This window comes from Aurantivibrio plasticivorans, from assembly GCF_055392955.1.
Window position 1 is genome coordinate 545,917 of record NZ_AP036020.1, and the last position, 24,612, is coordinate 570,528.

The following is a 24,612-nucleotide window of genomic DNA, read 5'->3' on the forward strand; positions in this document are numbered from 1 at the left end:
GAGACATCATCGTGAGTGACACCCAAGACAATATCCCCGTCAAGCGAACCCGACGCCGAGTGCAAGGCGAAAAGCTGCGAGATGCTGATAAGGTCGAGCGAATTCCCGTTAAGGTCGTTGAAAGCGAGACCTATCTGCGCAAGCCAGACTGGATTCGCGTAAAAATGCCGGCTGACCCGCGTGTCGATCAAATAAAAAAGATCTTGCGTAAAAATGGTCTTGCGAGCGTTTGTGAAGAAGCAAGTTGTCCCAATCTTGGTGAATGCTTTGCTGGTGGCACAGCAACGTTTATGGTGATGGGCGAGATATGCACTCGACGCTGCCCGTTTTGCGATGTGGGTCATGGTAAGCCTAATCCACTGGATGCCCACGAACCTTTGCACCTGGCACAGGCGATTGCTGAAATGCGTTTGTCCTATGTGGTCATCACGTCGGTAGATCGTGATGATCTGCGTGACGGTGGCGCTGCGCACTTCGCTGAATGTATCCGCGAGTCGCGACGTCTCTCTCCAGACCTGACGGTAGAGGTGTTGACGCCTGACTTCCGTGGTCGTATGGACGAGGCGCTAGATGTGTTTGAGCGAGAAGCCCCGGATGTTTTCAACCACAATTTGGAAACGGTGCCACGCTTGTACCGTCAAGCGCGCCCCGGTGCCAATTACAAGTGGTCACTCAAGCTGCTCAAAGAATACAAATCTCGTCGTCCTGATGTACTCACCAAATCGGGCTTAATGGTTGGGCTGGGAGAAACCAAAGACGAGATTTTTGATGTTATGAAGGATATGCGTGAGCATGATATCGACATGCTCACGATAGGCCAGTACCTTCAGCCATCTAAGCATCACCTTCCAGTTGATCGTTACGTTCACCCCGACGAGTTCTCTGAATACGAAGCGCTCGCTAAAGAACTCGGCTTCAAGCACGCGGCTTGCGGGCCGTTGGTACGTTCGTCCTATCATGCTGATAAACAAGCATCAGGCGAGAAAATCGTCTGATCGCGATTCAATTACCCCCTTTCCGCCAATATGCCATCTGTTTGTCGGATAAGGTGGCGTTCTATGCCTATGCTGCCGTTTTCCGGTCGTCAACTGCTACACTCAAAGAACCGAGAAGTAACAGTGATAGACACAATTGATGTATACCCCCGTAGAAATTGTTGACCTTCGAACCCGTCCTGACTATCTGCCGTCGTTGGCTGACTGTCATCAGCAAGAGTGGGAATTAGATGGCACTGTGACAACCTCGGAAGAGCGAGCGCAGCGCTTGCAAGAGCACTTGTCTGATGAAGAATACCCGGTGACCTGGGTGGCGCTGGATGGCAAGCAATTAGTAGGGTCGGTCAGCCTCATACACTATGGCAACCGGGTCTCGACCAAGAGTGTTTGGCTGGCGAACCTCTTTGTGATTGAAGGTCATCGAGAGCAAGGTATTGGCAAGCAGTTAGTTGATCATGCGTGTGCTTACGCATTTCAGCACGGTCAGCATCGTCTACGATTGTTTACGCCAAAGCACAAGGCTTTTTACGCTGCTTTGGGGTGGGAGTGGTGTCACTCTGCGCGTGTGCAGCGCCAGTGGGTTGATATCATGCTAATCAACTTGCACACATGGCAGGCGCAGCGGATGTTATCGGCAGACACATCGGGTAGTCAAACAAACGGTGTGCGACCCTAACGCTTATCGGGAAAATATTTTAGCTAATCGAGACAGGCTAGAGGGACCAATGAGATTGGTATAACGTGTTGCGTTTTGGCAAATGACTTGCCTTCGCGATGTATCTTTGAGATGTCAATGACTCGACTCACCAACCAACTGCAGCACGCCACCAGCACTTATTTGTTGCAGCATCAATTCAGCCCTGTGGCATGGCAACCGTGGAGCGAAGAAACCTTAGCCCTTGCTCAAAGCCTGGATAAACCGATATTGTTATCGATAGGATATTCGGCATCGCACTGGTGTCACCTCATGTTGAGAGAGAGTTTTAGCGACCCCGAGATCGCCTCACTCATGAACACCATGTTCATCAATATTAAAGTAGACCGAGAAGAGCGTCCCGATATTGATGAAATCTACCAAGCAGCTCATCAGTTTTTCACTAATAAACCTGGCGGTTGGCCGCTAACTGTTTTTTTATGTCCTCGCACTCGACTTCCCTTTTTGGTGGGCACCTACTTTAATGTTGAAGCCAATAACGGCCAGCTGGGTTTTAAAGACCTGCTAATCAAAGTGGATGACTATTATCGTTCTCGTGGCAAAGATTTTGCCGATACACTAAAAGATGTGCGCGCGCATTTTAAACAGTTGTATAGCAGCGAAACCACTCAAGATGTTGAAGTCAACATGAGCGGGATTCCTGTACTTAAGGCGGCCGGGGATTTACTAAAGGATGCGGATCTCATGCAGGGTGGTTTTGGTGGTGCGCCCAAATTTGCCATGCCTGCGAATCTAGAACGATTGTTCGTTACGCTTTTTACCAAAAGTCCTATGCGCGACGCTTGCGCAGTACACTTACACAATACTTTGCTGATTATGGCGAGGTCGGGTATCAACGATCAGGTCGGTGGAGGCTTTTTTCGCTATGCGCGCGATGCTCAATGGATGATCCCGCACTACGAAAAAATGCTATACGACAACGGATTGTTATTGGCTATTTATTCGCAAGCGTTTACGGTATTTCATGAAGCGAATTTAGAGATCGCGGCGAATAGTATCGCGCAGTGGGCCTTGACGGAAATGCGTGATGAGCATGGCGCGTTTTACGGCTCGCTTGATGCCGATAGTGATGATACAGAAGGTGCATATTATCTTTGGTCGACGGATGAATTATCCGATTTGCTCGATGCGACACAACGTGGTGTCTTGTACTCCGCGTTTGAGCTGGATAAATACGCAAATTTTGGTAGCCACTGGCATTTGCATCGTGAGAGAGATTGGGTGTCGATAGCGGAAGAATTAGAGTTAGAAGAGGATGCCGTTAAATCACAATTCTATTCTGCGTTAGAAAAATTACGCCAAGCGCGTTTAAAACGCAATAAGCCTGCTCATGATAATAAAATATTAACCGGCTGGAACGGCCTAATGATTCGAGGTTTAGCCATGGCTGGCCGAACGTTTAGGTCGCCCGAATATATTCAGGCAGCACAAAAAGCTGTCGATTTTATTCGTGAAAATTTATGGGTTAATAATCGCTTGTTCGCTACCTGGCAAGATGGCAAGCCAAAACACTATGGGTATTTATCTGATCACGTCTACTTGTTAGATGGGTTGTTGGAGTTGTTAAGAAGTCATTGGCGGGATGAAGACTACCAGCTTGCTGTGTCGCTGGCTGAAGCATTGATTGATGATTTTTCAGATGACGAGGGCGGTGGGTTTTATTTTTCGAGTCATGATGGTGAGCCATTGATCGCCCGGCCAAAAACCTATGCCGATAATGTCTTCCCCTCCGGGAATGGTGTTGCGGCAAAAGTACTGTTACGTCTCGGATATTTGTCAGCTGAGCCGCATTATATTGAAGCAGCGCGCCGCACATTGTTAAGTGGCTGGGGAGCTATGTTAAAAACGCCGAAAGCTCATCACACTATTTTGTTGGCATTGTCTGAATACTTGCATCCCACACCGCAAATATTGTTAAAGGGAGGTGAAGATCTACGCCGCTGGCAGCAGTCAATCTACCAAGTATATGGAGAGCAAGTCAGTTGTTTTTATATACCCGATAGCTCAGATGTTCACCCGCCAGAACTGTTAATGTTAGACGACAATCAAGGGTTAATCTGTTTGGGAGATCATTGTTTCGAGACGCATAATTCGTTAGATGCATTACTTGAACAATTGCGTGATGTTATCACCGGTAAAGTCGTTGCCGACATGGGAGGTTGAAGGTGCCGGTTGTTTGTGTGGCGTCACAGCTGTTTATTAAATTCTAACAGTCGCTCCGGAAAATCAGTAAACACGCCATCCACCCCGCGATTCATTAGATCTTCGAAGTCATCCACCTCATTCACAGTATAAACATAAACCTTGAGCCCACGATTTTTCGCATCGTCAATTAATTCGTCACTCAAAAAATCAATAGCGGCATGGAGTGAGATCGCTCCTAACGATTCTGCGCAGGCGGCTAGATCCAAAAGAATGCCGTCCACTAAAGCGCCGATAGGGACATCCGGTAAACGCTGTTTTACTTGCTGTAATTGGCGGTGGTCGAAACTGGAGATAATGTAATTATCGAGTGGCGTATTGCTTTGCTGGCAATAGTTTGTGAGTAGCTCAACTATGGGTGATGCACATCCTGGGCCTTTAATTTCAATATTCAATCTTGCACGTTGGCCAATCAACTCTAAAACCTCTTTGAGGGTCGCGACCGGGCTGTCATCGTAGTGCCTAAGTGATGCGACCTCGTCGGTAGATAACTTCAGCAGGGACCCCTCGCCTTTTACTGTTCTGCCTAATCGACGATCGTGGGTCACGATCAGTTGACCACCCGCCAGCCAAATATCAATTTCAACCCCATCCACACCCAAGGCAAGTGCTTTTTCAATGGTCTCCAGCGCATTCTCGACACCAATAGAACGGCCTCCTCTGTGTGCGAAACAGGTAAGTCTGTGCGGTTTGTGCATGATGCGATCTCTCAAGAAATAGCAGCGCCTCCATGGGCCTGTGCTAATGTTAAAAGGAGTGTTTTCAAAATGGCTATAAGGTCGGCGGCCTTTGGGTGTCGGCTTAGATCATAGCATTGTGACCGACTGAGTAGGTACTTTACAAAAAATAGGGAACGGTAGCGTGGCATTTTCATTTGTTAGACAGTTTCTTCAGCGTGGAAACACCGAGGGTGAGAGCTTTCCTACTTACGCGGCAGCGCAGCGACATACTATTGAAGGCATATCAACCTGGCCAGCGTCTTTGTCTGAGCAACGGTTTTATGAAACCTTGTTTGGCGTTGCTCTACCACTTGACGCGCAGCATGCGACGCAAACCCTAAGCGTTCCGCAGCGTTTGGTCATTGACGTTGCGCGTAACTCGCTAGATGAAAAATCCGCACGTACTAAAGCGGTGCCCAGGCTGCCCAGCGTGATTCCCCGATTGTTGAGAAGTTTGAGAGACCCTGAGGCGTCGGCAAAAGATTACGTTTCCATCATTAACAAGGACCCAGCAATGAGTGCTGCGGTACTGAAACTGGCTAACAGTGTTTACTTTAACCCAACGACAAATCGCATCCAAAATATCGACACGGCTGTCGTAAAGCTCGGTATAGAAGGATTGAGGGCGGTGCTTTCGGCAGCAGTTATGCAGCCAGTTGTGCAGCGTCAGTCGGACTACTACAGTGGCTTTGGTCAAAAGTTGTGGGAGCATACTTTATGCTGCGCCGTGACTTGTGAAGTACTGGGTCAACTACGAGGTTTGGAGCCGTACAAGGGTTATCTACTGGGGCTTACACATGACATTGGTAAGATCACAATATTCAGTGAATTATGTCGTCAATTCAAACTGAATAGTACACCTAGTACACCACCTGCAAGTGCGTTTATTCCCGTGATGCAAGATAAAGCCGCATCACTCAGCGCAACGATTGCGATGGATTGGGATTTGCCCAAAGAAATTTGTACGGCATTGCAGCAGCAAGTCGACTTAGATGTGGGCACTCAAGTCGATCAGTACGGGAAATTATTATTTGATGCGAACCTGTATTGTGAGGCATATGCGGTAGATAAAATAGCGTCAGACGATGTACCCTTGGCGGCAATTGCCCGTACGGTAAAAGCGCCAGATCATCTGCTTCAGGATTTGGGCCATCTAAGCCTGCAGGTATAAGCGGGTAAAAAGTGCGTGACACCTGTTGTCTGCTAGTTACAATTGAAACACTTTCAAAGCGTTAAACAACTACCAGTACACAACGGAGCAGCGTTTATGCACATTCCTTTTTACACGGCAGATGTTTTTACCAATGCAACCTTTGGCGGAGCACAAGTTGCTGTCGTCACTGAATCAGATCAACTTTCTGATCAACAAATGCAGCAAATCGCACAAGAGTTAAATCTCTGGTCTACTGTGTTTTTGAATCACGAAGACTCACAAAACACCTATTCACTTCGGATGTTCACCCCAGAAAAAGAAATTGACTTCGGTAGTCACGCGACGTTAGCGGCGGCACAGGTGCTGGCGTCAACGGGTAAAGCCAAGGTGAGTGATGCAAGCTCCCCGATTATTTTTCGTCATAAAACAGGGGATATCGATGTTCATGTCACGCGTCAGCAAGATGATTACCTCGCGACATTTTCTTTGACCACGCAACCTGTTGTCGACAACTATGTGCCCAGTAATGAAGAGTTGGCGTCGCTACTTTCCATTGATAGTAAAATGATCGGTATCAAAGACTTTAAGCCGTTGCTCGTTGCCAATAAAGGCGTTTACATCGTTGTGCCTATATATTACCGGGAACAGCTAGAAGCAGCCGTTTTTGATCGCGCCGCGTGGAATCATTCGTTAGCACCCAATACGCTGGCGCAACAGATCATATTATTCTCCCCTCAGACCGAGCAACCTGGTGCAGATTTTCACCTTCGCTTACTGAGCCCTACTGGCTATAGTGCAACACCGCCGCCAATAGGATCGGCAATACCCGCGTTTTCGGCCTACCTTTGTGCCCATGATCATATTCAAAAAGGCACTTACAGTTTTATTGCTGAACGCGGTTCATCAAATACCCGGCGGAGCCTACTGCATGTTGAGGTGGATAATAAGGGAAGCGATCAACTGACCATCCGTATTGGCGGTACGGGGGTGGTGGTATGTGAAGGTAATATGCGTTTATCATAAACCAGGCAGTAGGGTGTGGCGCTGCATGGCTGCATACCGCGCTAGCGCTGCCAAAACTTCTGCATTTCAATAAACATAAACGAGGCACTCCAGGTAATGAGCACTAGCCCAGTGAGAGCCTCTAATCCAACTAGCATGCGGATGTAGCCGTCTGGTTCAATGTCGCCAAAACCCAGTGTAGTGAAGGTAGTAAAGGAGAAATATACGCAGTCAAAAACAGTCCCATCTAAATTTCCTGCCAGTGTGCCCACATCCCACCAACGAATTAACACGTAGTACGTTAAGCCAAATAGAATGACCTCCAATACATGCGCAATCAGCGCACCGATAACGCCAATTAAAACGAGAATGCGGCGTTGGCAGTTAAAGCGCGGTAGTGCTCGAGATAACAAGCTAAGCACCTCATAGTGGATGAGGACGGCAATCATTATGATCGCGAGCGAAAAAATGAAAATAATGGTCATATTTGTTATCAAGCAGAATATCAATAGAGAGATTATCTATTAGTGTAGAGGCTTTATGACACAAGTGAAATGGCAGCGCCGATATAAGCAGCAGGCCGATCAGCCGCCCACTTGTCCCCAGCATGTACTCAAACTGCTTCAGACGCGGGCTCCCGGACGGTTGTTGGACCTAGCATGCGGTGATGGAGCTGTAGCATTGATGGCGGCGCGGATGGGGTGGGAAGTGCGAGGTGTTGATTTCTCGGAAGAAGCATTGGTCCGGCTCAATAGGTTTGCTCAAGCGGAAGGCTTGATGGTGGATACAGAAGTGATGGATCTAGAACGTGATTTGAATCGCCCTGCGCCTGATGCAAGCAAAACTCAATACGACTTGATTTGTTTATGCCGCTATAAAGCGGTACATACGCTCTATGGGTGGTGTGCAGATCAATTGGCACTGAATGGCGAGCTGGTGGTGACAACATTTAATCTTAATCACCACCTTCAGACTGGCTTCAATCGACGGTTCATCCTAGAGCCTCAAGAGCTGCTACATGTTGATCCGCGACTAGCGTGCCAATCCTATTTTCAAGATGGAGATGCATTGCAATATGACATTTACCGCTTTACTCGAACTGACGCGGTTAGGGAAGACATCATTTCTGCGAACTGCGATAATAACCTTTGAATACAAAATCACCAGAGGTCTTCAAAGCATCATGTTAAAGGCGAATATTGTTCCCGTTACACCTTATCAACAAAACTGCAGTGTCATTTGGTGCGATGAAACCAATGAGGCGGCTGTCGTCGACCCGGGTGGTGATTTACATTTAATCGAGAACATTCTCAAGCAACACAATCTTCAGCTAAAACAAATATTGCTCACCCACGGGCATCTTGATCACGCAGCCGGTACAGCGGAACTGGCGCAACGCCACGGTGTACCGATTATTGGTCCTCAAGAAGAGGATCAATTCTGGTTGGATTTATTGCCCGAGCATTGCGCTAAATCTGGTTTTCCTCCTTGCGAAACCTTTACGCCAACACAATACCTACATGATGGTGATGAAGTGAAAGTGGGCAATGTCGAATTAAAAGTCATTCATACTCCAGGGCATACGCCGGGTCATGTTGTATTGTTTGCGGCAAAAGAGCGCGTGGCGTTTGTCGGTGATGTGCTTTTTCAAGGTTCTATTGGGCGTACCGATTTCCCGCGTGGTGATCACGACACGCTAATTTCATCGATTCGTGAAAAGCTTTGGCCGTTGGGTGACGATGTCCAATTTGTGCCGGGCCACGGACCGATGTCCACCTTTGGTCAAGAGCGCGCGACCAACCCTTTTGTTGCTGATGCGCGTTATCGATAAATACCGTACTGCTTGGATCTGGCTGTAATAGCGACTGAATAAAATAACGAGATGTAATGTGACGAAAGAATCTATCTGGTTTACAGAACCCGATTTAAAAAAAATAAATACCAGTATGCAGGGTAACTTAGGCGAACATCTGGATATTATGTTCACTGAAAGTGGTCCAGATTACTTGAAAGCGACTATGCCAGTCCGCCCTGAAATACATCAACCCACCGGCCGTGTTCACGGTGGTGCCTACGTGAGTCTCGCGGAAACCGTTGGCAGCGTTGCCGCCAACTGGGTAATTGATACCAGCAAACATTATTGCGTAGGGCAGGAAATTAATGCCAATCATTTGCGTGGTGTTCGGGAAGGAATGTTAACCAGTGTCGCAACACCTCACTACATTGGCCGAACGTCGCAAGTATGGGAAATCAAAATTTTTGATGATCGCGATAAGTTGTGTTGTATTTCACGTTTAACGATGGCGAGAATTCAAAGGGTGAGTGATTAATATTGAAATCTTGAAACAATAAAAAAGGGTTGCCACTTTCATGGCAACCCTTTTTAATCTGGATAAGTTTAGAAGTCGTATTTGAAATCTAAACCAAAGCTTGTTCCTCGTTCTTCTTCAATCACAGTAACACCGCCTTGATCAACTTCTAGATCGCTATTTAAAATATTTTCGATACTAAATTTAACCGAAATACTTTCTGTTGGATAAATGAAGTAAACCAAGTCTAGGCTGTGGAAAGGTTGTTCGTACTGGTCTGGGTCGGGGCTTAAGCCACCGGCAAAAATTCTTTCCCCAAACACGTTGTAAACCAACGATGCTGAGTGAATTCCGTCATCGGAATCGTAGCCTAACTGTGTGTTAACAACATACTTAGAGTGCCCAGTTAAGCGTCGTTGTTGATTGGTTTGGTTGAGAGCTTCTTCAGAGCCGCTAAAGTCGGTTTCTGAATCGCTCAGAGTTACGTTCCCGGTTAAGAATAATCCAGCCCCTAACTCGGCCAATCCTTCAATTTCAATACCATAAACATAACCATCAGTACTATTGACGAATGTCTGAGCGATGGTCTCAGAGGCGAACTCGTTAATAGTCTCGATTGGATCGGTGATGTCCTTATAGAAAAGTGACGCTGTTAAGTTGTTGCCATTTTCGTACATTAACTCCGTGCGGAGATCAAAGTGCGAAATGGTTGCATCGACTAGATTTGAATTTCCGCGTACGCGAATACCTAAGTCTGGATCAAGGTAGGTAATCGGTGCGCGCTCTCGTAGGTCAGGACGAACAACGGTTTCACTATAACTTGTACGTATTTGGAAGGTTTCGGTTCCAAGGAGGCCTGTGCCGATATACGTTAACGCAATTGTGGGGTAGTAGTCGTCAGTCTCACCCGCAAAGTTTTGACCGGGATCTAACAGGTCTTCGAAGTATTGCAAGATACTTGTGCCTGAGAAATCAAGGTTGTCATAAGGTAAGATCGCGTATTGATCTTGTTCCCACCTGACACCTGCCGCTAAACGCCAAGTCTCGTCCCATGTGATATCAAACCCACCATACACAGCATCATTCATCTGGGCCGCAACATAGCTTTCGGTTCCAAATGCACCGCCTAGATTGAATGACAAGTTATTCGATGTATTCATCAAGTTGCTATTGGAGAGTACCGTGTTTGGCGTACCTGCGAGATCCGCGCGGGTCATGCCAGAGGCGTTGATGTTTGCAGTATAAGCGGAATAATCGCGATTTTTGCTGCTATCAAGCCAGCCGACGTACAAGCTTCCATAGGTATTGTCGGTAGTAAAGGGAAGCTCAAATTTCATCCCATAGCTTTCGACTTCATCTTCGAGGTCCAGGTAATTAAATTGCGCAACAGATGTTGTGCCAAGCAGGGACGATCCGGTACTAACGCGCGTCACAGGATCAAAATAGTTTGCAGCACGATACGTCGCTTCGCCGGGGTTGATCGTGTTTGCTTCTGAAAGAGAATAGATCCAGGAAATGTTAACCGCATCAAACGGCGCTGGTACCCAGGCGAAGCCAAAGTCGCCATCTTCAACTGTGTGTTCACCCAGTGCCTGGTTAACCAATAGTTCACGTTCTTCATAGCGGGCGTTATAGGTAAGGCGTTGTGATCCGTCTGCAATGGTAAAGTTTGAATCGAAGCCCTCAGCGATAGAGGCGCGATCATCTTCATTTCTCAGAAGATAACTGTTGGTTGCAATCGAATGTTTTCCTAGGTAGTTAATACCAAAGTTAATTGCGTAGTTGGTGTCTTGGCTTTCTTTGGTTTGGCGGATGTTGGTATATATTAGGTCTGGCGATTGATAATTACGTTCAATTCGATCTTCGTTTCGAACCTTGGTTTTGTTCTCGTAATTGGCAAGTACGCCGATTTCCCAGTCGTCCCCAATTAGCCAAGAGTTTCCTAAACCGATGCTGCCATCAAAGTCCGGAGATAACGAACTATTTTCGAAATCTTGATTTCGGTTGGTAGAGTCAATAGCGATTTGACGGTTAATCTGATCGGCTTCTGCTCTTTGAGCTGTGCTCGAAACACCGCCATCTGCGTTAATGAAAGATAGAATTCTGTTAAAGCTTGGATCACCTTGATAAGTATTAATAGCTGTTTTTAGTGACGATGGAACAGCGTTGCTGTCGCCGCCGTATACTTCGATGCCATCGTCTCCACTGTTTGAGTCCCAACCGGTTCCAATAGACACTTTGAATACTGGGCCATCAGGCACGCCACGGGTGCGGATATCGACAGCGCCACCACCAAATAATGCAGGCTGGTCTGGTGAGTAGGCTTTGTGAACCTTAACCGAACTTAATATAGACGTTGGGAAAACATCCAAAGGAATAACGTTACGTGATAATTCAGGTGATGGCACCCATGCACCATTTAATGTTGCACTTGAGTAGCGTTCGCCTAAACCGCGAACATAGACAAACTTACCATCGACAAGTGTCAAACCTGTCACGCGGCGTAAAGCGGAGGCTACATTCGAGTCGCCGACACGAACAATTTGATCAACACCTAAAATCTCTGCGGCAAACGGTTGTTCAAATCGCTCCAAAGCGATTTGGCTGGCGGCATCTTGAAGGCGGGCGGTAACAACAAGTTCGTCAATGACTGGCGCCTCAGGTGCAGGTGGTGGCGGTGTGAGAACTTCACCTTCTTGAGAAATCGCAAGCGGTGCGCCCAAGATAGAACTTGCAGCGGCAATAGCTACAGCGAGTTTATGGCGCTTTAAAAAAATGGTTTTCATGGGCTTAACCTGCCAATAATTACGTTAAACACTTTTAAATGAATTCTGTTGATTGGAAATGAATGCGGCGAGGCCAGTAAGGCCTCGCCAAAAGGAGTGATAAGGCGTTGCTTATAAACCCGTGGTCCACCCGCTAACCCAGTCATCCCCAGCGCTAACCGCGCCTACAAAGTCGACTGATTCGAAGAACGAGCTTGAGCCACTTCCGCCAAGTGCAGGAATCGCTTGAGCGTCAAAAGAGTCTTCGAGTTGAGTGACGTCGTAAACAGTCACTGCGATAGGCGCTGCATTTGCGTCTGTTAGCGATGCTGCCGTGATGTATGAGCGTGGGTCGGTGTCTAATCCATCGATCACTGACGCAGGCAGGTTTAGAGGGTCGTCAACAACCGCGTTGTCGGCTTCCCACCAGTTGCGAAGCGTTACTGCGTCCGCGCCACCTTTAAGTGCTTCAGTACACGCAATGACGTTGCCTAGCGCTACTGAATAAGCAAACGTGTCAACGCCGTCGATTGATTGCGTGCTGCTAAGCTCGAAACATTCGTTACTTGTCATCACCGCTTCATTTGAAGTGATCAGAGAGTTGTACATTTCGAAGTAAACACCTTCGCGGAATAGAGGACCTTCTGAGTCGCCTTTAGCACTTGGGTCTGTTCCTGCACCTTCGTCAACGTTCGAGGTTACGCAAGTCATGTTAGAGATGCGTAATTTTGAGTAAGGAGCAATGTCGTCTGGACGGCTATCGCCGGTGTTGTCACCTTCAATACAGCGGTTACCACCAGAGGTGTGAACAACTAAAGCGAATTGAATGTTACCGGTGTAACCTTCCGAGTAGTCGATTGAGTCATCCCCTACGTTAACCGCAACGATATTTTTCATGTTCACTGCACCACCGAACATTTCGAAACCATCATCTTGTGTAGTGTAGGTTTGAACAAATTCAATTGTGGTGCCAGCACCAATAGCGTTTAGTGTTAAACCGTTTAGCTCGTCGCCATCAACAACTTCGTAACCGGCGTGACGAATTTGAACATATTTCAATACACCAGAATTCTCGTCGTTGTTGTTGCCACCGTAAGTCGCTGGGCGGCCTTCAGATGTGATATGGCAGTTGTGAGGATTAGAGCCCGTAGCTAAACGCTCTGCATCAGTACATTTGTTAGTTAGGCCGTTACCATTTATTTGGATACCACCCCAAAGCCCACGGTCTGATTCAGTTGCAGTGCCATCGATAAGGTCTGCAGTCGCGCTGAATATGATCGGGCTTGATTCAGTTCCTTCGGCAATGATGCGTGAGCCACGAGCAATGCGAACGTAATCTTGCGGAGCCGAGAAAGCAATTTTTGCTCCCGGCGCGACAGTTAAGGTTGGGCCTTCGCCATCTTGGGGAATTGAAACACCAGCAGCAGCGGCACTCGCGTTAACATCTTCACCGACCCAAAGGCTGTCTTCAAAAATATGAACGCCGTCATTTGAAAGTGCGGGAATGTTGAGGTCTGCTACGAGCGGGCGAGTATCACTGACAAAAGTAACGTCGTAGATACAGTTGTCGCCATCAAATTGGCCTTGGAAAGTTTGGCCAGATACCTGGTAGTTTGCGCAAGGGTTGTTCGAAACTGAGCCACCACCGGTCGTGTTGTTTGAATTAATAGCAGTGTTTGAGGGCGCCAAGGTGATGCCATCATTACCACCACAGCCGGCCAATACCGCGGCAAGTGTCCCCATGCTGATTAAAGTTTTAGCGTTCATTGTGAAAATACACTCCTATGGTTGTGTAATATGTAAAACAAAATGACTGACGTTCGAGGCTGTTGAGATGAATAGCGAGAAGCGTCTTAACAGCGAAAATTGTGTCGGTAGGGTTGGGCCTACCGGGATTGGGTGAATGCTCGCATCCGTAGGACGAATGGAAACCCTGTTGGTTTGTCGATGTCGCGGGGGAAATTAGATGAAACGTGTGTCATTATGATTTCATCTATGTTACGAATAGGTTTCATATAAATGTCAGAAATGTGTACACCTCTTCTGGCGCGAGGTTTCAGGTAAGTAGTGACTCGTTTGTAGAGTGAAGGCCGTCATAATTAATTCGGGACAGCTAACCTCTGTATGTAATTGAGTCGAAAACTCTGCCACTTTCTACTGATATTGAAAGTTGCTATCTATTAGTAAAGCGGGCCATTCGCAGCACGCTTTATTAGCAAGGCGCGATTTGTCGCCGACTAGGTTAAATTGAGAGGGGCGTGATGCCGTCAAAGAGACAGTATTGGTTGGTTAAATCCGAGCCTGAGGAGTGGTCTTGGCAAGACCAATTGGACAGGGGAGACGTGGGTGAGGTGTGGAGCGGTGTTCGAAATCATCAGGCTGCCAATAACCTGAAAGCGATGAAGTGTGGTGATCGAGTGCTCTTTTATCATTCGGGAAAGCGACGGGAAATTGTAGGTATTACCGAGGTAATCGCTGAAGCCTATCCTGACCCCACTGATGAAAGTGGCAAATTTGTTGCCGTGACGTTGAAGGCAATAAAAAGCCTTGCCGAGCCGCTAACGCTGGCGGATATCAAGTCTGACGCTCGACTGAGCGAGATGCCTTTAATTCGGCAACCGCGGCTTTCAGTGATGCCGATTGAGGCATCGTTCTGGCGTATATTGATGGAAAAGATACGCTAGGCGTGCAGCGCTAGCACCGTGAGAGCTGTTTGGCGATGTATTATAATGAAAGAAACCAGCGTTAACAAAATGCAAGTTCGCAATAAAGAGTGAAGATAGCCATGCCGCAACGCGTCGTTGCCAACATTATGACTCCGCATACTGAATGCATTCCGCCAAACACGTCAGTCTCGGCGGTAGTGGGCGTCATGGCCAAAGAGCAACGCTCTTGTGTTGTCGTTGGCGATGGGCGCAGACCAGAGGGTATCGTGACCGAGCGCGATATCGTTCGACTTATTGCTCGCTCACCAAATAGCTTCCAAGACGTGTCGGTGTCAGACATCATGTCCAGCCCCGCTGTGAGTGTTGATATGCAGTCTTCTATTTTGCATGCATTGCAATTGTCTCGCGCGCGACGTTTGCGACACTTAGTGATTGTCGATGAAGTGGGTCTGTTAGTCGGTATTGTTACCCAAACAGACATGGTGGATTCCTACCTCAGCACGTTGCAAAACTATGAAACGAATTTAGCTGACGAAGTAAAATCACGCACGGAGCAGCTCGAAGAAAGTAATCGCCAGCTGCTTGATCTTGCAATGGAAGACGGCTTACTGAAGATTGGTAATCGTCGCGCTATGGAGATCGATCTCAACCACACGCAATCCACTGCAAATCGATATGGTGAGGAATACCATCTCGCGTTGTTAGATATTGATTTCTTTAAGCGATACAACGATGAATACGGGCATCAACGAGGTGATGACGCTTTACGTCGTGTAGTCGAGATTATTCAGACCCAGATTCGAGATAGTGATCGGCTATACCGTTATGGTGGAGAAGAATTTGTGTTGCTAATGCCAAAAGTTGATCTACAAAGTGCAAAAGAAATTGCTGAGCGGTCTCGTGCAGCCATCGAAAAAGCGGCCATTGAACACAACGCCAGTCCATACAGTGTGTTAACTATTAGCGCTGGTGTCGCGGAGGGTAATTGCGATGATTGGAGAAAATCTGTTGAAGATGCCGATCGGCGTCTTTATCGCGCTAAGCACAACGGTCGTAATCGTGTGATAACCAAAGATGAATGCATTGATGAAAACACAGATGACTCAGCGTGTATAAAACACGCCTCACTAAAAGATGGGGCTAATTGAGAATTCTCTGGTTTGTGCGTTCTTGCATGAACAATGAAAGCGTAAGTTAGAAGCCCGCGAACTAATGGAAAGCAGCGAATAAAAAAGGGGCATCGATTGATGCCCCTTTCATGGTGAGAACTAAGTTAAGCTGTGAATTAATCCACCACGCTAACAATGAATAGTAGGTCGCCGCTGCCGACTTGTTGGCCACTAGCCACATTGATGTGCTCAATGCGATACTTTTTGTTAGACGGATAAAGTTCAGCACCGCTGCGGTTGTATTGGCCGAGCGTGATTTGACTGAACATTTTCATCGCTTCCATCAACGCAAGCGTATCACTGGTGGATACAATGTCTCCTGGCTTCACAAAATCTGGATCAGAAGGCGAAGACGCGGTATAGAAAATACCTGACGATTGCGCGAATACTTTAAGTTCTTCACTATCATCAACTCGAATTGAATCGGTATCGATTGTGTTGCCTGCGGCACTTGCTGCCTCTTCAATTTCCGCTATCAACGCGTCGGCATCGAGAGTAGCCATAAACTTGGGCAAGTAACCGGTGTCATAGTCGCCACCGCGGAAAGTGTCGTCTTTAAGGATTTTCTTCAGCAATGGAATATTGGTAGGAATACCTTTAATGACAACGCTATCTAAATAGCCGTGTAGCTTGTCAGTGACATCTTCACGATCTTTACCACGCATAATAATTTGTGCAATTAAGCTATCGTAAAAAGGTGAAATTTCAATGTCGGTGCCCGCCATTGAGATGAGTTCTACATCGTCTCTCTCCGGCATCACGCATTCAACGATTTTTCCTGGGCTAGGCGCTAGCTGCATAATGCCATCACTGTCGACCACTACTTTCTCCGCGGTAACGCGAACTTCAATCGCGTAGCCACTATCGCCAGGTTCAAGGGTTTCAATACTACCGCCAGATGCAATTTCGAATTGCGTTTTAACAATGTCAATGCCTGACGTGGCTTCGGTAACGGGATGCTCAACTTGCAAGCGGGTATTCATTTCCATGAAGTACACAGCGTTATTGGCCAGGTCGTAGATAAACTCGACCGTGCCGGCACCCATATAGTCGACTTTATTAGCGATATCTTTGGTGTAGTCGAAGACTTTTTGTTTCAGTTCTTCCGGCAACATCGTAGAGCCAGATTCCTCAACAACTTTTTGGTTGTTGCGCTGTACAGAGCAATCGCGTAAGCCGAGGACTTTGGTATTGCCGTGTGAGTCGCGCAGCAATTGCACTTCGATGTGACGCATTGAAGTGACAAATTTCTCTAGGTATAAATCACCATTGCCGAATGCGGCACGTGCTTCGGTACTAATCATATTGTAGAAGCGGAACATTTCACTGGGAGACTGCACCACCTGAATGCCCTTACCGCCTCCGCCGTGTACCGCTTTTAGCAATACGGGGTAACCAATGCTAGCTGCAATGTCCGCTGCTTGTTCGGCACTAATCAAAATCCCGTGGCTACCGGGTACAACAGGCACGTTACAATCTTGAACTGTTTGAATCGCATTGGATTTGTTACCCATAGTCATCATGCTGTAAGAGCTTGGGCCAACAAAGTTGATGCCATGGCTAACACACAAGTTTGCAAACTGTGGGCTTTCCGATAAGAAACCGATACCGGGGTGCAGTGCGTTAACTTTTTCGTAGTCGGCGACACGCAAAATTGAATGGGCGTTAAGGTAACTTTCGTCAGAGGAGTTGCCGCCTAAACAGACGAGTCGGTCGCTCTCTTTCAGCATTTTTGCGGGCACTGCGGCCATATCTGGGTCAGATGCAACGAGTACGACATTAATGTCACTCTCGTGTGCTTTGCGAATTAATTTCACCGCTGTACAACCGCGAGCGTGCACCAAGACTTTATCGACGGGTTTCAACAGTTTGCGAGGATCACTTTGAGTATCACCTGCATCAAGAATCTGTTCTGGCAATGCTTTAGTGAATGTGTTGTCAATGATCTCTTCAACCGTTAGCGATGGCACAGGCATGCTTGGGTCGATCTCACGTAACTTGCTGTCGATATCATCGGCAAACGGGTGCTTAACCAAACCAGACATTGATTCTGGATTAGTAGAAAGGTAATTCGACAACGTTGACGTCGATGGTAGATATGAAGGTACAACCATTTGGCCAGCGAAGGGCATGTTACAACCGGAGAAGTAATATGTTTGCACTAACGGGTGAGTAACGAAGCTCGCTTGCGCTCCACCGGTACAGTCACCGTAACCAAAAATGACCACCGGTAAATCATTATCAACAACAAATCGAGTCAAGCGATCGTTCGCGGCTGACATGGAGAATAGTGCTGCAGCGCCTTCTTTAGTTTGCATTCCGCCAGAGCTAATGAAGCACACAACCGGCAAATTATTTTTCGCACATTCAACCAGTAGGTGGCAGAATTTTTCCGCGCTAGCCATATCGAAAGCGCCAGCTTGGAAAGCAACGTTGGATACCGCAATACCTACGCGCTTAGTTTCTTTGCCCTTTGTGTAATCAGCAAAGCCAGTGACAAGACCGCTTGGACGCATGCCTTTTTCAATAGCCCCTTCAATTGCTTGGCGGAATCCCGGGAAGTTGACGGGGTTGGAGCTGGCTTTGTCTGCATCAAGTTCAACAAAGTTGTTAAAGAACTTATTGATGATGTCATCAGGTGACATTTTCGTTGTACTTTTTACTTCCTTAAGTAGGCGTTGAATCAAGAGGTCTCGGTAACCCATGATTAAACGGTTCCAGAAGTCTTTCTTGCGACCGATGCGAGCAGGGTTGATGGCACCTTTGAAAGCGCTACCGTTTTCGCTGTTGTAATAAGAAGGTAATAGGTTTTCGAAGAAATAGGTGAGAATAACAAATAAACTATCGTTCATTTGCGGGAAGCCAATGCCTTTCCATTCCTCCACTTTGACCAACAGCTCACCGCGGTTGCGCTGTGAAACAAAGTACTGCAACCAACTTTCGAAAGACGCTTTGCCTTCTGCGGTTTCACAGTTGTTGCGACCAGCGCAGAGGGCGACGCTTAGTGAAGTGTTGAGAAGTTTGCCTACCGAATCTTTGGATAACTCTTTAGTGTCCATGGCTTCTTTTGCAATAGACGGCAGGTCGGCAACTACATTGTTGTATAGCGCATCAAAGATTAACAAGTTCTCGCACATTTCTTTAAATGGATTGCGCAGATCCTTGTGGAGTACAGCGTCAAGCACTGTCATGTCACTCAGTGCTGGCCAGCTTTCTGTTGACGGGTTTTTGATTTCGTCATCTAAGAGTTTGATTAGTTCGCTAAGGTTGTGGGTGGCACCACTCTTCCAGCGGTTATACAGTGAGAAACTCAGATTGAACAGTAGGCGTTGTTTCGCTTTTTCATAATTTTCTTTAGGTTCACCCAGCAAAAATCGAGTGACTTTATTGCGCTCGGTACCTTGATCTTCGCGTTTCGAGTAGAAGTTTTTCCACGCTTTTGCCAATACATCGTCATAAACCAGTTTGTCTGGGTTTTCTAGCCAGCTGGTGAATTGTTTTGCTTGCTCTTGTGAAAGGCGTGCATGTAAATCACCCTCGGGTAAGGTGAGTTTTGATAGGCGACCATACTCGTTTGCTGAAATCGAATGAATACGGCCACGCAAACGCAGGTAACGCATATAGCGGTAGCACATGCCGAACAAGTTAGGCTGTACAGTTGGGCTGCGCATTAGCAACATGGGCGAGTTACGCTCAAGTGCTTGCTGGTATTCGGTTGGGTTTAGATAACGATCCAGGGTGCGTTGGTAATGTTGGATCAAGTCAGGCTCTTGCGGCACAAATTCCAGCGCCGCTTTTTCAATCGCTTCAATACTGGAAACAATAGCACGTTGAAGGTTGTGTTGACGTTCGTCGGTATCGATGGGTGAATAATCAATGACACCATCGATACAACCCTGCGACAGAAGTTCTTCTGGTGAGACGCCAACACTCTTAGCGCATTCTTGCCAAGAAAGATTGAACTTGCGGGCAATGCTTTGCAGGCCTTGCGGTTGAATGGTGTTGAAAATACCGTCTCGAACTGAAAGCAGAATATTTGCGGCGGCAAGAGGGATCGCACCACCCGAGTAGCCGACACCTATGACAATACCGACTGATGGTACATCGATATCGGTGCTTTCGGTAATCATTCGAGAGATGCTGTGCGCTTGGTTATTGCTGTTGGCGGCCTCACCAGCGTCCGCCCCGGGCGTGTCAATAAAGTAGACAATGGGTAATGACATATCGGCGAAGCGGCGAATAGTTTCGCTGGCCATGAGGTGGTGTTCAGGCATCCAGGCGCCGTTGGCTGACGAACGCTCCTGCGCGACGATACCGATACGGCGGGTGGTATCGCTAAAGGGCAGCTCGATTTCAGCACTATAGAACGGGCCTTTTTCTTGGCTAGTGATGATCTTGCCATTCAGGCGAGAGATGATTTCTTTGGCACCTGGGCGCTTGGTATGTTGCGCTGGCTGAACCACTTCCGCGATGTAGCCATCGACATCGAGTTTATCAAGCTGTTTGAGGCGGGCTTTAACGCGGCGTTCCTCAATTAGCCCTTTGAGATGCTTACCGGCGGAGAGCGGGTTTTGATCCGGGAACAGTGAAAAGTTAGATGCGAGGTTTTCTGCTTGGATAAACAGCGTGTCGACGCTAGGTGCCTGATCAATCTTTTGTTTCGCCGTCATAAGGTGCTATCTCTCGTTTGAACTTATGTGGTGGGTCAAGGTGCATGTCTGTGGCTGAAGTGGCTGTTCGACCTATTCGAAGGGATCTCAAATGTGATGATTGTCCCAAATATTGGCCGTGTAGAGGTCGTCTGCAAAGCCCACGTAGCCTGTAGTCTAAGCATTATCCCGATATTCCTGGGTTGTGGTACCATTCCGTCACGAACGCTTTGTTCCATATTTGCAACAGTTGTGGCAGTTAACCTGCTGATGAAAGCCAGATTAACAGCGCAATAATATCGATTGAATTTTGAGCATTGTGGCGTGTGAGTTGCCAATTTTGATTTGTCGGGTTTATTTCCAAAGCGAGAGACAGATAAGCGTAGGGTGGATAGAGAGCACAAAAAGCGATGATTGATCTCAATGCAATGATGCTATTTGCCAAAGTGGTGGATGCACAAAGTTACTCTCGGGCGGCTAAAGAGGCCGGTATTCCTAAATCTACCATCAGTCGAAAGATCTCCCAGATGGAAGAAACACTGGGTGTTCGTCTTCTGCAACGCAATACGCGCCAGCTGAGACTGACCCAGGTCGGCCGAGAAGTTTATGACAACTGCCTCAACATCCTGCGTGAAGTGCAATCGGTTCACGCCACCATCGAGAACGCGAGAGAAGATGTTTCAGGTAGCTTGAAAGTGATGCTACCCATCGCATTCAATCAGGAGGTGATGGCGTCGCTATGTTCCGGGTTTCTCAAGCTCTACCCCAAGGTCGATCTTGAGGTACAGTTTGCGGATGGCGAAATCGACCTGATTGGTCAAGATTGCGATATCGCTGTGATGTTTGGGCCACTGGCTAGCTCTGATTTAGTTGCTCGCCTGTTATTTGAGCGGCGCCTCGTACTAGTCGCGAGCCCCGCCTATGTGAAAGCTCATGGCGAGCCGCAGAGCACATTGGAGCTATCCAATCACTTCGGTTTGATGTTGGGGAGTTCCAAATCGGCGCCCATCTGGCCATTGGGCGTAGGTACTGAAAAGCGCTTAGTAAACTTTAAACCCCGCGCCTGGGCCAACAGTTCAGCGGCGATCAAACAGATGGCTAAAGATGGATTGGGCGTCGCCTTAATGACGGAAGCACAATGTCGGCAGGAGTTGCAAAGCGGCGAGCTAACGCGATTATTGTCTGATGTCGCCATCGAGCCTATTAAAGCCTACGGCTTGTACTCAAGTCGTTTTCAGCTGGCACCTAAAATTTCCCGTTTTCTTGACTATTTCGCTCAGCATATCGATAAGCAAGAAATGTCCTATCCATTTCGCCTCTCGTCAGTACAATCAGTACCCAATAAAAAGTAGCGGCTAACTGCCGACCTGATCAACCGAGTTTTATTTTCACATCGACCAGAAGGATGGGGCAACTATGTGGGCGACGTCGTTATTAGAAAAGCTATTGCCGGCCCTCGCTGATGGAGTGGCGACACATTCAATTCTCAATGAGTCGATGATTAGGTCGATTCAAGTCCAGCTTTATAAAAATATTAAACTCAATCCGGGTGAGATTGTGCGTCATTCTGATGGCGATCTCGTGCATACGTTATGCGAACTCAAAATCGACCTCGAACACGCTTTAAGGACTCCGCTAGATGACGATTTGCGTATAGCAATAGAGCAAGCAGATAAGCAGGTTGAGATATTGCTAGGAAGTGATTTGCCCTTTGCGCAGTGCATGCCACTGGCAGAATCTTTGCAGCAATGTATAGCCGCGACCAGCCAAGATAGTAACGACGCTTCGCGTAAAAGATCTTTTTTGAAGGCTGGTGTGTTGGTGACTACGCTCGTTCCGTTTGTCGCCTATGGAGTACATTGGACAATAGCGAATCAATTTCAGCCTGCTGTACTAGAAGAAACGTCTATTGTGTACCCGGTTGAAGGCTATCAGTATTCTGATGGCGTGTTTTCTCTGGAGCAGAGTGCCCTCGAAAGTATTCTCAACGATTTTGGCCGTTACTATTTCGATGAGTTGGCAGAGTTTAAAGACAACCCGCTACCCAATGCATATAACACCTTACAGGCAGAATCTCTTGGAGTCAGTATTTCTGAAGATGGGACGTCTTCTGATGATCCCAGAGAAGAATATTTTAGAAAGGCTCAGCTAAGTGATAAAAACATTGCCGCCATTCGCTTGTTTGTTCGAAATATCCGTGATGGACACATTTTGAATAGAGTGAAAATATCTGCCGAAAGAGTGTCCGGTAATGATTTTCCGTGGCATATGTTAGATGTGGAATCAGATTTAACGGCTGTCTTTAGTAAGAATGATTACGACCCGGGTTTGGGTAGTTTGTGGCTTGGCGTGAATGGCGCACCGGTGACTAACGTAACAATGTCTACCTCGTTGACCTTCAATAACGGCGAGGTAAGCCGAGAGCGAGAAGATTCTTTTGAACTGTTAAGCCATGGGGTAATACTCGACGATGGTCTACTCACGTCAGTGAAGCCGGTTGATACGAGTTGGCAACTTGTTTATTTACCTGCTAGTGAATTAACCAAGCTGTCTCCTACCGAAAGCCTACGAGAGGACATTAATAATTTTGAGCGTCAATTATTAGATGTGACAGTTTTAGAGGCCTATATGGCCGACAAACCTTTTGTTTACTTTCCTTGTGGCAACGAGGACGCCGTAGTACTGATTAACAGCCAAAACGCTAAACAAACATTTGATCTTTTGTCGGCGTCTGCAATTCACATGCATGGTGAGTACCAATTGCTGGATGGAACAGGTAAATCATTCGGTGAACAATTTACCCTCCCAGAAAACTATGTGTTGCGTGAGACAATGCAGGCCGATGACGAGAAGCTTGTCAGTTGTACTGGTTCATTAGGCTTTTCTCTAGGGTTATTTGAAGGTGTTCCAGCGGCTGCTGGAAGCGGTTGGGTGGGTGCGCTTGATAGCCTTGCCGTCAGTCTGATGGACACTAAGAAAATTGCGCAAGGGGAGATTGTTGCGAATAAATCCGTATTATTGGATTTTAATAATAAGCCGGACAAGAAGCAGAAAGCGCTAGATGATATTTATATTTTAAAAGACGGCGACTATATGTTGCTAAATGTGTTTTTATTGGATATGCCCGGCGGACGCTACAAAATTACTGTCTATTTTGATGAAGACCAAGTGGCAGAAACGCAGTTGGATGTGCTGTGGCCACAATCGCTTAATTTCAAGACGTCTGATGTCCAATATTTTCGCAGCGAAAAATAATCATCGCTATGTGCTCTTCTGCTGTACCGCGTGGCAGGCCACGTCGCTAGCGTTGCTTTCGTGATGTATGAGTTGTGGTGTTTCGGTTCGACAGCGGGTCGTCGCGATGGGGCAGCGTGGATGAAATGCGCAACCTGAAGGAGGGGCTAGAGGAGAAGGTAGTTCGCCTGTAAGTTTGATCCGTTTTGCTTTATTGCTTTTCCTATTAGCCGGGTCGGCTATTGGTCTCGCTGATAGTAGCGCTTGGGTATAGGGGTGTTGCGGGTTGTTGAATATTTTTTCACTATCGCCAGTTTCAACTACGCGTCCTAAATACATCACCATTAATTTATCGGCAATGTAACGAACAACGGATAGATCGTGTGAAATAAACACGAAAGTGAGATTTAACGTTTGCTTGAGCTCTTGTAGTAAGTTCAATACCTGGGCTTGTACGCTGACGTCCAACGCAGAGACGGGTTCATCTAGCACAACGATTTTAGGACTGAGCATTAGGGCGCGCGCAATAGCGATTCGTTGCCGTTGGCCGCCAGAAAACATATGTGGGTAGCGATTATAATGCTCTCTACGCAAGCCCACTCTCTCCAGCATGTCTTCGACGGCTTCTCGGCGCTGTTTGCTGTCAAATGAGGTATTAATACGCAGTGGTTCACTAAGAATACTTCCTATCTTATGTCTTGGGTTAAGCGAACCGTAAGGATCTTGAAATACAATTTGTACCGTTTGACGCAATGTTTTTGTAGCGTCGCTGTCTAAGTTGCCCGTCGCATTAATGCCGTCCATGATTAATGAGCCAGCGTCAGGTGGTTCTATAAGCGTTAACAAACGCGCTAACGTAGATTTGCCGCAACCGCTCTCGCCAACGATTGCAAGTGTTTCTCCTGCTTTAAGACTGAAGCTTGCGTCGGCGATGGCCGTGACTCGGTTTTTCTTAAATAGATTGTCTCCGTCGACGCGGTAGGTGCGGCGCAAATTCTTGGCGATAAGAATGGGTTTGTCACTACTCTGCATGG

The 24,612-nt window shown here is 47.2% G+C and carries 18 protein-coding genes; 12 read left to right on the forward strand and 6 right to left on the reverse strand.

Annotation, left to right across the window (positions count from 1 at the left end):
- Positions 1-11 precede the first annotated feature (11 nt).
- The 3 genes from lipA to ACZ5NB_RS02500 all read left to right on the forward strand — a co-directional run bounded on the left by lipA (position 12) and on the right by ACZ5NB_RS02500 (position 3,873).
- Positions 12-995, forward strand: a complete 984-nt coding sequence (gene lipA, locus ACZ5NB_RS02490) for a lipoyl synthase (RefSeq protein WP_460231272.1) — start codon at positions 12-14, stop codon at positions 993-995.
- Between the two features lie 139 nt (positions 996-1,134).
- The gene (locus tag ACZ5NB_RS02495) at positions 1,135-1,671 is read left to right on the forward strand and encodes a GNAT family N-acetyltransferase (protein ID WP_460231273.1); all 537 of its coding nucleotides are present in this window, start codon (positions 1,135-1,137) and stop codon (positions 1,669-1,671) included.
- A 117-nt stretch (positions 1,672-1,788) separates the two neighbouring features.
- On the forward strand, positions 1,789-3,873 hold the full coding sequence (locus ACZ5NB_RS02500) for a thioredoxin domain-containing protein (RefSeq protein ID WP_460231274.1): 2,085 nt from the start codon (positions 1,789-1,791) through the stop codon (positions 3,871-3,873).
- A gap of 23 nt (positions 3,874-3,896) precedes the next feature.
- Here the strand turns inward: ACZ5NB_RS02500 and ACZ5NB_RS02505 are convergent, their stop codons facing one another.
- Positions 3,897-4,610, reverse strand: a complete 714-nt coding sequence (locus ACZ5NB_RS02505; RefSeq protein WP_460231275.1) for a glycerophosphodiester phosphodiesterase — start codon at positions 4,608-4,610, stop codon at positions 3,897-3,899.
- Between the two features lie 163 nt (positions 4,611-4,773).
- Between ACZ5NB_RS02505 and ACZ5NB_RS02510 the strand changes: the two genes are divergently transcribed.
- Entirely contained in the window at positions 4,774-5,802 is a 1,029-nt protein-coding gene (locus tag ACZ5NB_RS02510; RefSeq protein ID WP_460231276.1) for an HDOD domain-containing protein, read from the forward strand.
- A 96-nt stretch (positions 5,803-5,898) separates the two neighbouring features.
- Positions 5,899-6,807, forward strand: a complete 909-nt coding sequence (locus tag ACZ5NB_RS02515) for a PhzF family phenazine biosynthesis protein (protein ID WP_460231277.1) — start codon at positions 5,899-5,901, stop codon at positions 6,805-6,807.
- Between the two features lie 41 nt (positions 6,808-6,848).
- Here ACZ5NB_RS02515 and ACZ5NB_RS02520 read toward each other — a convergent pair whose 3' ends face one another.
- Positions 6,849-7,271 (reverse strand): ion channel, encoded by a 423-nt coding sequence (locus tag ACZ5NB_RS02520; protein WP_460231278.1) that lies wholly within the window; start codon positions 7,269-7,271, stop codon positions 6,849-6,851.
- A 55-nt stretch (positions 7,272-7,326) separates the two neighbouring features.
- Here ACZ5NB_RS02520 and ACZ5NB_RS02525 point away from each other — a divergent pair, with 55 nt between their 5' ends.
- From ACZ5NB_RS02525 to ACZ5NB_RS02535, 3 genes are read left to right on the forward strand one after another with little or no spacing between them, the layout of a single operon-like run.
- The gene (locus ACZ5NB_RS02525; protein ID WP_460231279.1) at positions 7,327-7,938 is read left to right on the forward strand and encodes a class I SAM-dependent methyltransferase; all 612 of its coding nucleotides are present in this window, start codon (positions 7,327-7,329) and stop codon (positions 7,936-7,938) included.
- Between the two features lie 31 nt (positions 7,939-7,969).
- Positions 7,970-8,617 (forward strand): MBL fold metallo-hydrolase, encoded by a 648-nt coding sequence (locus ACZ5NB_RS02530; protein ID WP_460231280.1) that lies wholly within the window; start codon positions 7,970-7,972, stop codon positions 8,615-8,617.
- 58 nt (positions 8,618-8,675) lie between these two features.
- A complete protein-coding gene (locus ACZ5NB_RS02535; protein WP_460231281.1) occupies positions 8,676-9,116 on the forward strand; it encodes a hotdog fold thioesterase in 441 nt (146 codons plus the stop codon).
- A 68-nt stretch (positions 9,117-9,184) separates the two neighbouring features.
- On the opposite strand, the gene ACZ5NB_RS02540 is transcribed toward ACZ5NB_RS02535, so the two are convergent.
- Positions 9,185-11,881, reverse strand: a complete 2,697-nt coding sequence (locus ACZ5NB_RS02540) for a TonB-dependent receptor plug domain-containing protein (RefSeq protein WP_460231282.1) — start codon at positions 11,879-11,881, stop codon at positions 9,185-9,187.
- Between the two features lie 111 nt (positions 11,882-11,992).
- A complete protein-coding gene (locus ACZ5NB_RS02545) occupies positions 11,993-13,627 on the reverse strand; it encodes a hypothetical protein (RefSeq protein WP_460231283.1) in 1,635 nt (544 codons plus the stop codon).
- A 494-nt stretch (positions 13,628-14,121) separates the two neighbouring features.
- On the opposite strand from ACZ5NB_RS02545, the gene ACZ5NB_RS02550 reads away from it, so the two are divergent.
- Positions 14,122-14,544 carry an EVE domain-containing protein gene (locus ACZ5NB_RS02550; RefSeq protein ID WP_460231284.1) on the forward strand — a complete coding sequence of 141 codons (423 nt, stop codon included), beginning with the start codon at positions 14,122-14,124 and terminating at the stop codon, positions 14,542-14,544.
- Between the two features lie 101 nt (positions 14,545-14,645).
- On the forward strand, positions 14,646-15,674 hold the full coding sequence (locus ACZ5NB_RS02555; RefSeq protein ID WP_460231285.1) for a diguanylate cyclase: 1,029 nt from the start codon (positions 14,646-14,648) through the stop codon (positions 15,672-15,674).
- A 137-nt stretch (positions 15,675-15,811) separates the two neighbouring features.
- Here the strand turns inward: ACZ5NB_RS02555 and ACZ5NB_RS02560 are convergent, their stop codons facing one another.
- The gene (locus ACZ5NB_RS02560; RefSeq protein ID WP_460231286.1) at positions 15,812-20,365 is read right to left on the reverse strand and encodes an ATP-binding protein; all 4,554 of its coding nucleotides are present in this window, start codon (positions 20,363-20,365) and stop codon (positions 15,812-15,814) included.
- A gap of 389 nt (positions 20,366-20,754) precedes the next feature.
- Between ACZ5NB_RS02560 and ACZ5NB_RS02565 the strand changes: the two genes are divergently transcribed.
- Both ACZ5NB_RS02565 and ACZ5NB_RS02570 read left to right on the forward strand, forming a co-directional pair.
- Positions 20,755-21,696 carry a LysR family transcriptional regulator gene (locus ACZ5NB_RS02565; RefSeq protein ID WP_460231287.1) on the forward strand — a complete coding sequence of 314 codons (942 nt, stop codon included), beginning with the start codon at positions 20,755-20,757 and terminating at the stop codon, positions 21,694-21,696.
- A 64-nt stretch (positions 21,697-21,760) separates the two neighbouring features.
- Positions 21,761-23,599 carry a hypothetical protein gene (locus ACZ5NB_RS02570; protein ID WP_460231288.1) on the forward strand — a complete coding sequence of 613 codons (1,839 nt, stop codon included), beginning with the start codon at positions 21,761-21,763 and terminating at the stop codon, positions 23,597-23,599.
- Positions 23,600-23,605: 6 nt separating this feature from the next.
- Here the strand turns inward: ACZ5NB_RS02570 and ACZ5NB_RS02575 are convergent, their stop codons facing one another.
- On the reverse strand, positions 23,606-24,610 hold the full coding sequence (locus tag ACZ5NB_RS02575) for an ABC transporter ATP-binding protein (RefSeq protein WP_460231289.1): 1,005 nt from the start codon (positions 24,608-24,610) through the stop codon (positions 23,606-23,608).
- Between the last annotated feature and the right edge of the window lie 2 nt (positions 24,611-24,612).

Coding starts and splice junctions, on each gene's coding strand:
- ACZ5NB_RS02495 (WP_460231273.1), top strand. CDS start 1,135: ATGTATACCCCCGTAGAAATTGTTGACCTTCGAACCCGTCCTGACTAT.
- ACZ5NB_RS02500 (WP_460231274.1), top strand. CDS start 1,789: ATGACTCGACTCACCAACCAACTGCAGCACGCCACCAGCACTTATTTG.
- ACZ5NB_RS02505 (WP_460231275.1), bottom strand. CDS start 4,610: ATGCACAAACCGCACAGACTTACCTGTTTCGCACACAGAGGAGGCCGT.
- ACZ5NB_RS02515 (WP_460231277.1), top strand. CDS start 5,899: ATGCACATTCCTTTTTACACGGCAGATGTTTTTACCAATGCAACCTTT.
- ACZ5NB_RS02520 (WP_460231278.1), bottom strand. CDS start 7,271: ATGACCATTATTTTCATTTTTTCGCTCGCGATCATAATGATTGCCGTC.
- ACZ5NB_RS02525 (WP_460231279.1), top strand. CDS start 7,327: ATGACACAAGTGAAATGGCAGCGCCGATATAAGCAGCAGGCCGATCAG.
- ACZ5NB_RS02530 (WP_460231280.1), top strand. CDS start 7,970: ATGTTAAAGGCGAATATTGTTCCCGTTACACCTTATCAACAAAACTGC.
- ACZ5NB_RS02540 (WP_460231282.1), bottom strand. CDS start 11,881: ATGAAAACCATTTTTTTAAAGCGCCATAAACTCGCTGTAGCTATTGCC.
- ACZ5NB_RS02545 (WP_460231283.1), bottom strand. CDS start 13,627: ATGAACGCTAAAACTTTAATCAGCATGGGGACACTTGCCGCGGTATTG.
- ACZ5NB_RS02550 (WP_460231284.1), top strand. CDS start 14,122: ATGCCGTCAAAGAGACAGTATTGGTTGGTTAAATCCGAGCCTGAGGAG.
- ACZ5NB_RS02555 (WP_460231285.1), top strand. CDS start 14,646: ATGCCGCAACGCGTCGTTGCCAACATTATGACTCCGCATACTGAATGC.
- ACZ5NB_RS02560 (WP_460231286.1), bottom strand. CDS start 20,365: ATGACGGCGAAACAAAAGATTGATCAGGCACCTAGCGTCGACACGCTG.
- ACZ5NB_RS02565 (WP_460231287.1), top strand. CDS start 20,755: ATGATTGATCTCAATGCAATGATGCTATTTGCCAAAGTGGTGGATGCA.
- ACZ5NB_RS02570 (WP_460231288.1), top strand. CDS start 21,761: ATGTGGGCGACGTCGTTATTAGAAAAGCTATTGCCGGCCCTCGCTGAT.
- ACZ5NB_RS02575 (WP_460231289.1), bottom strand. CDS start 24,610: ATGCAGAGTAGTGACAAACCCATTCTTATCGCCAAGAATTTGCGCCGC.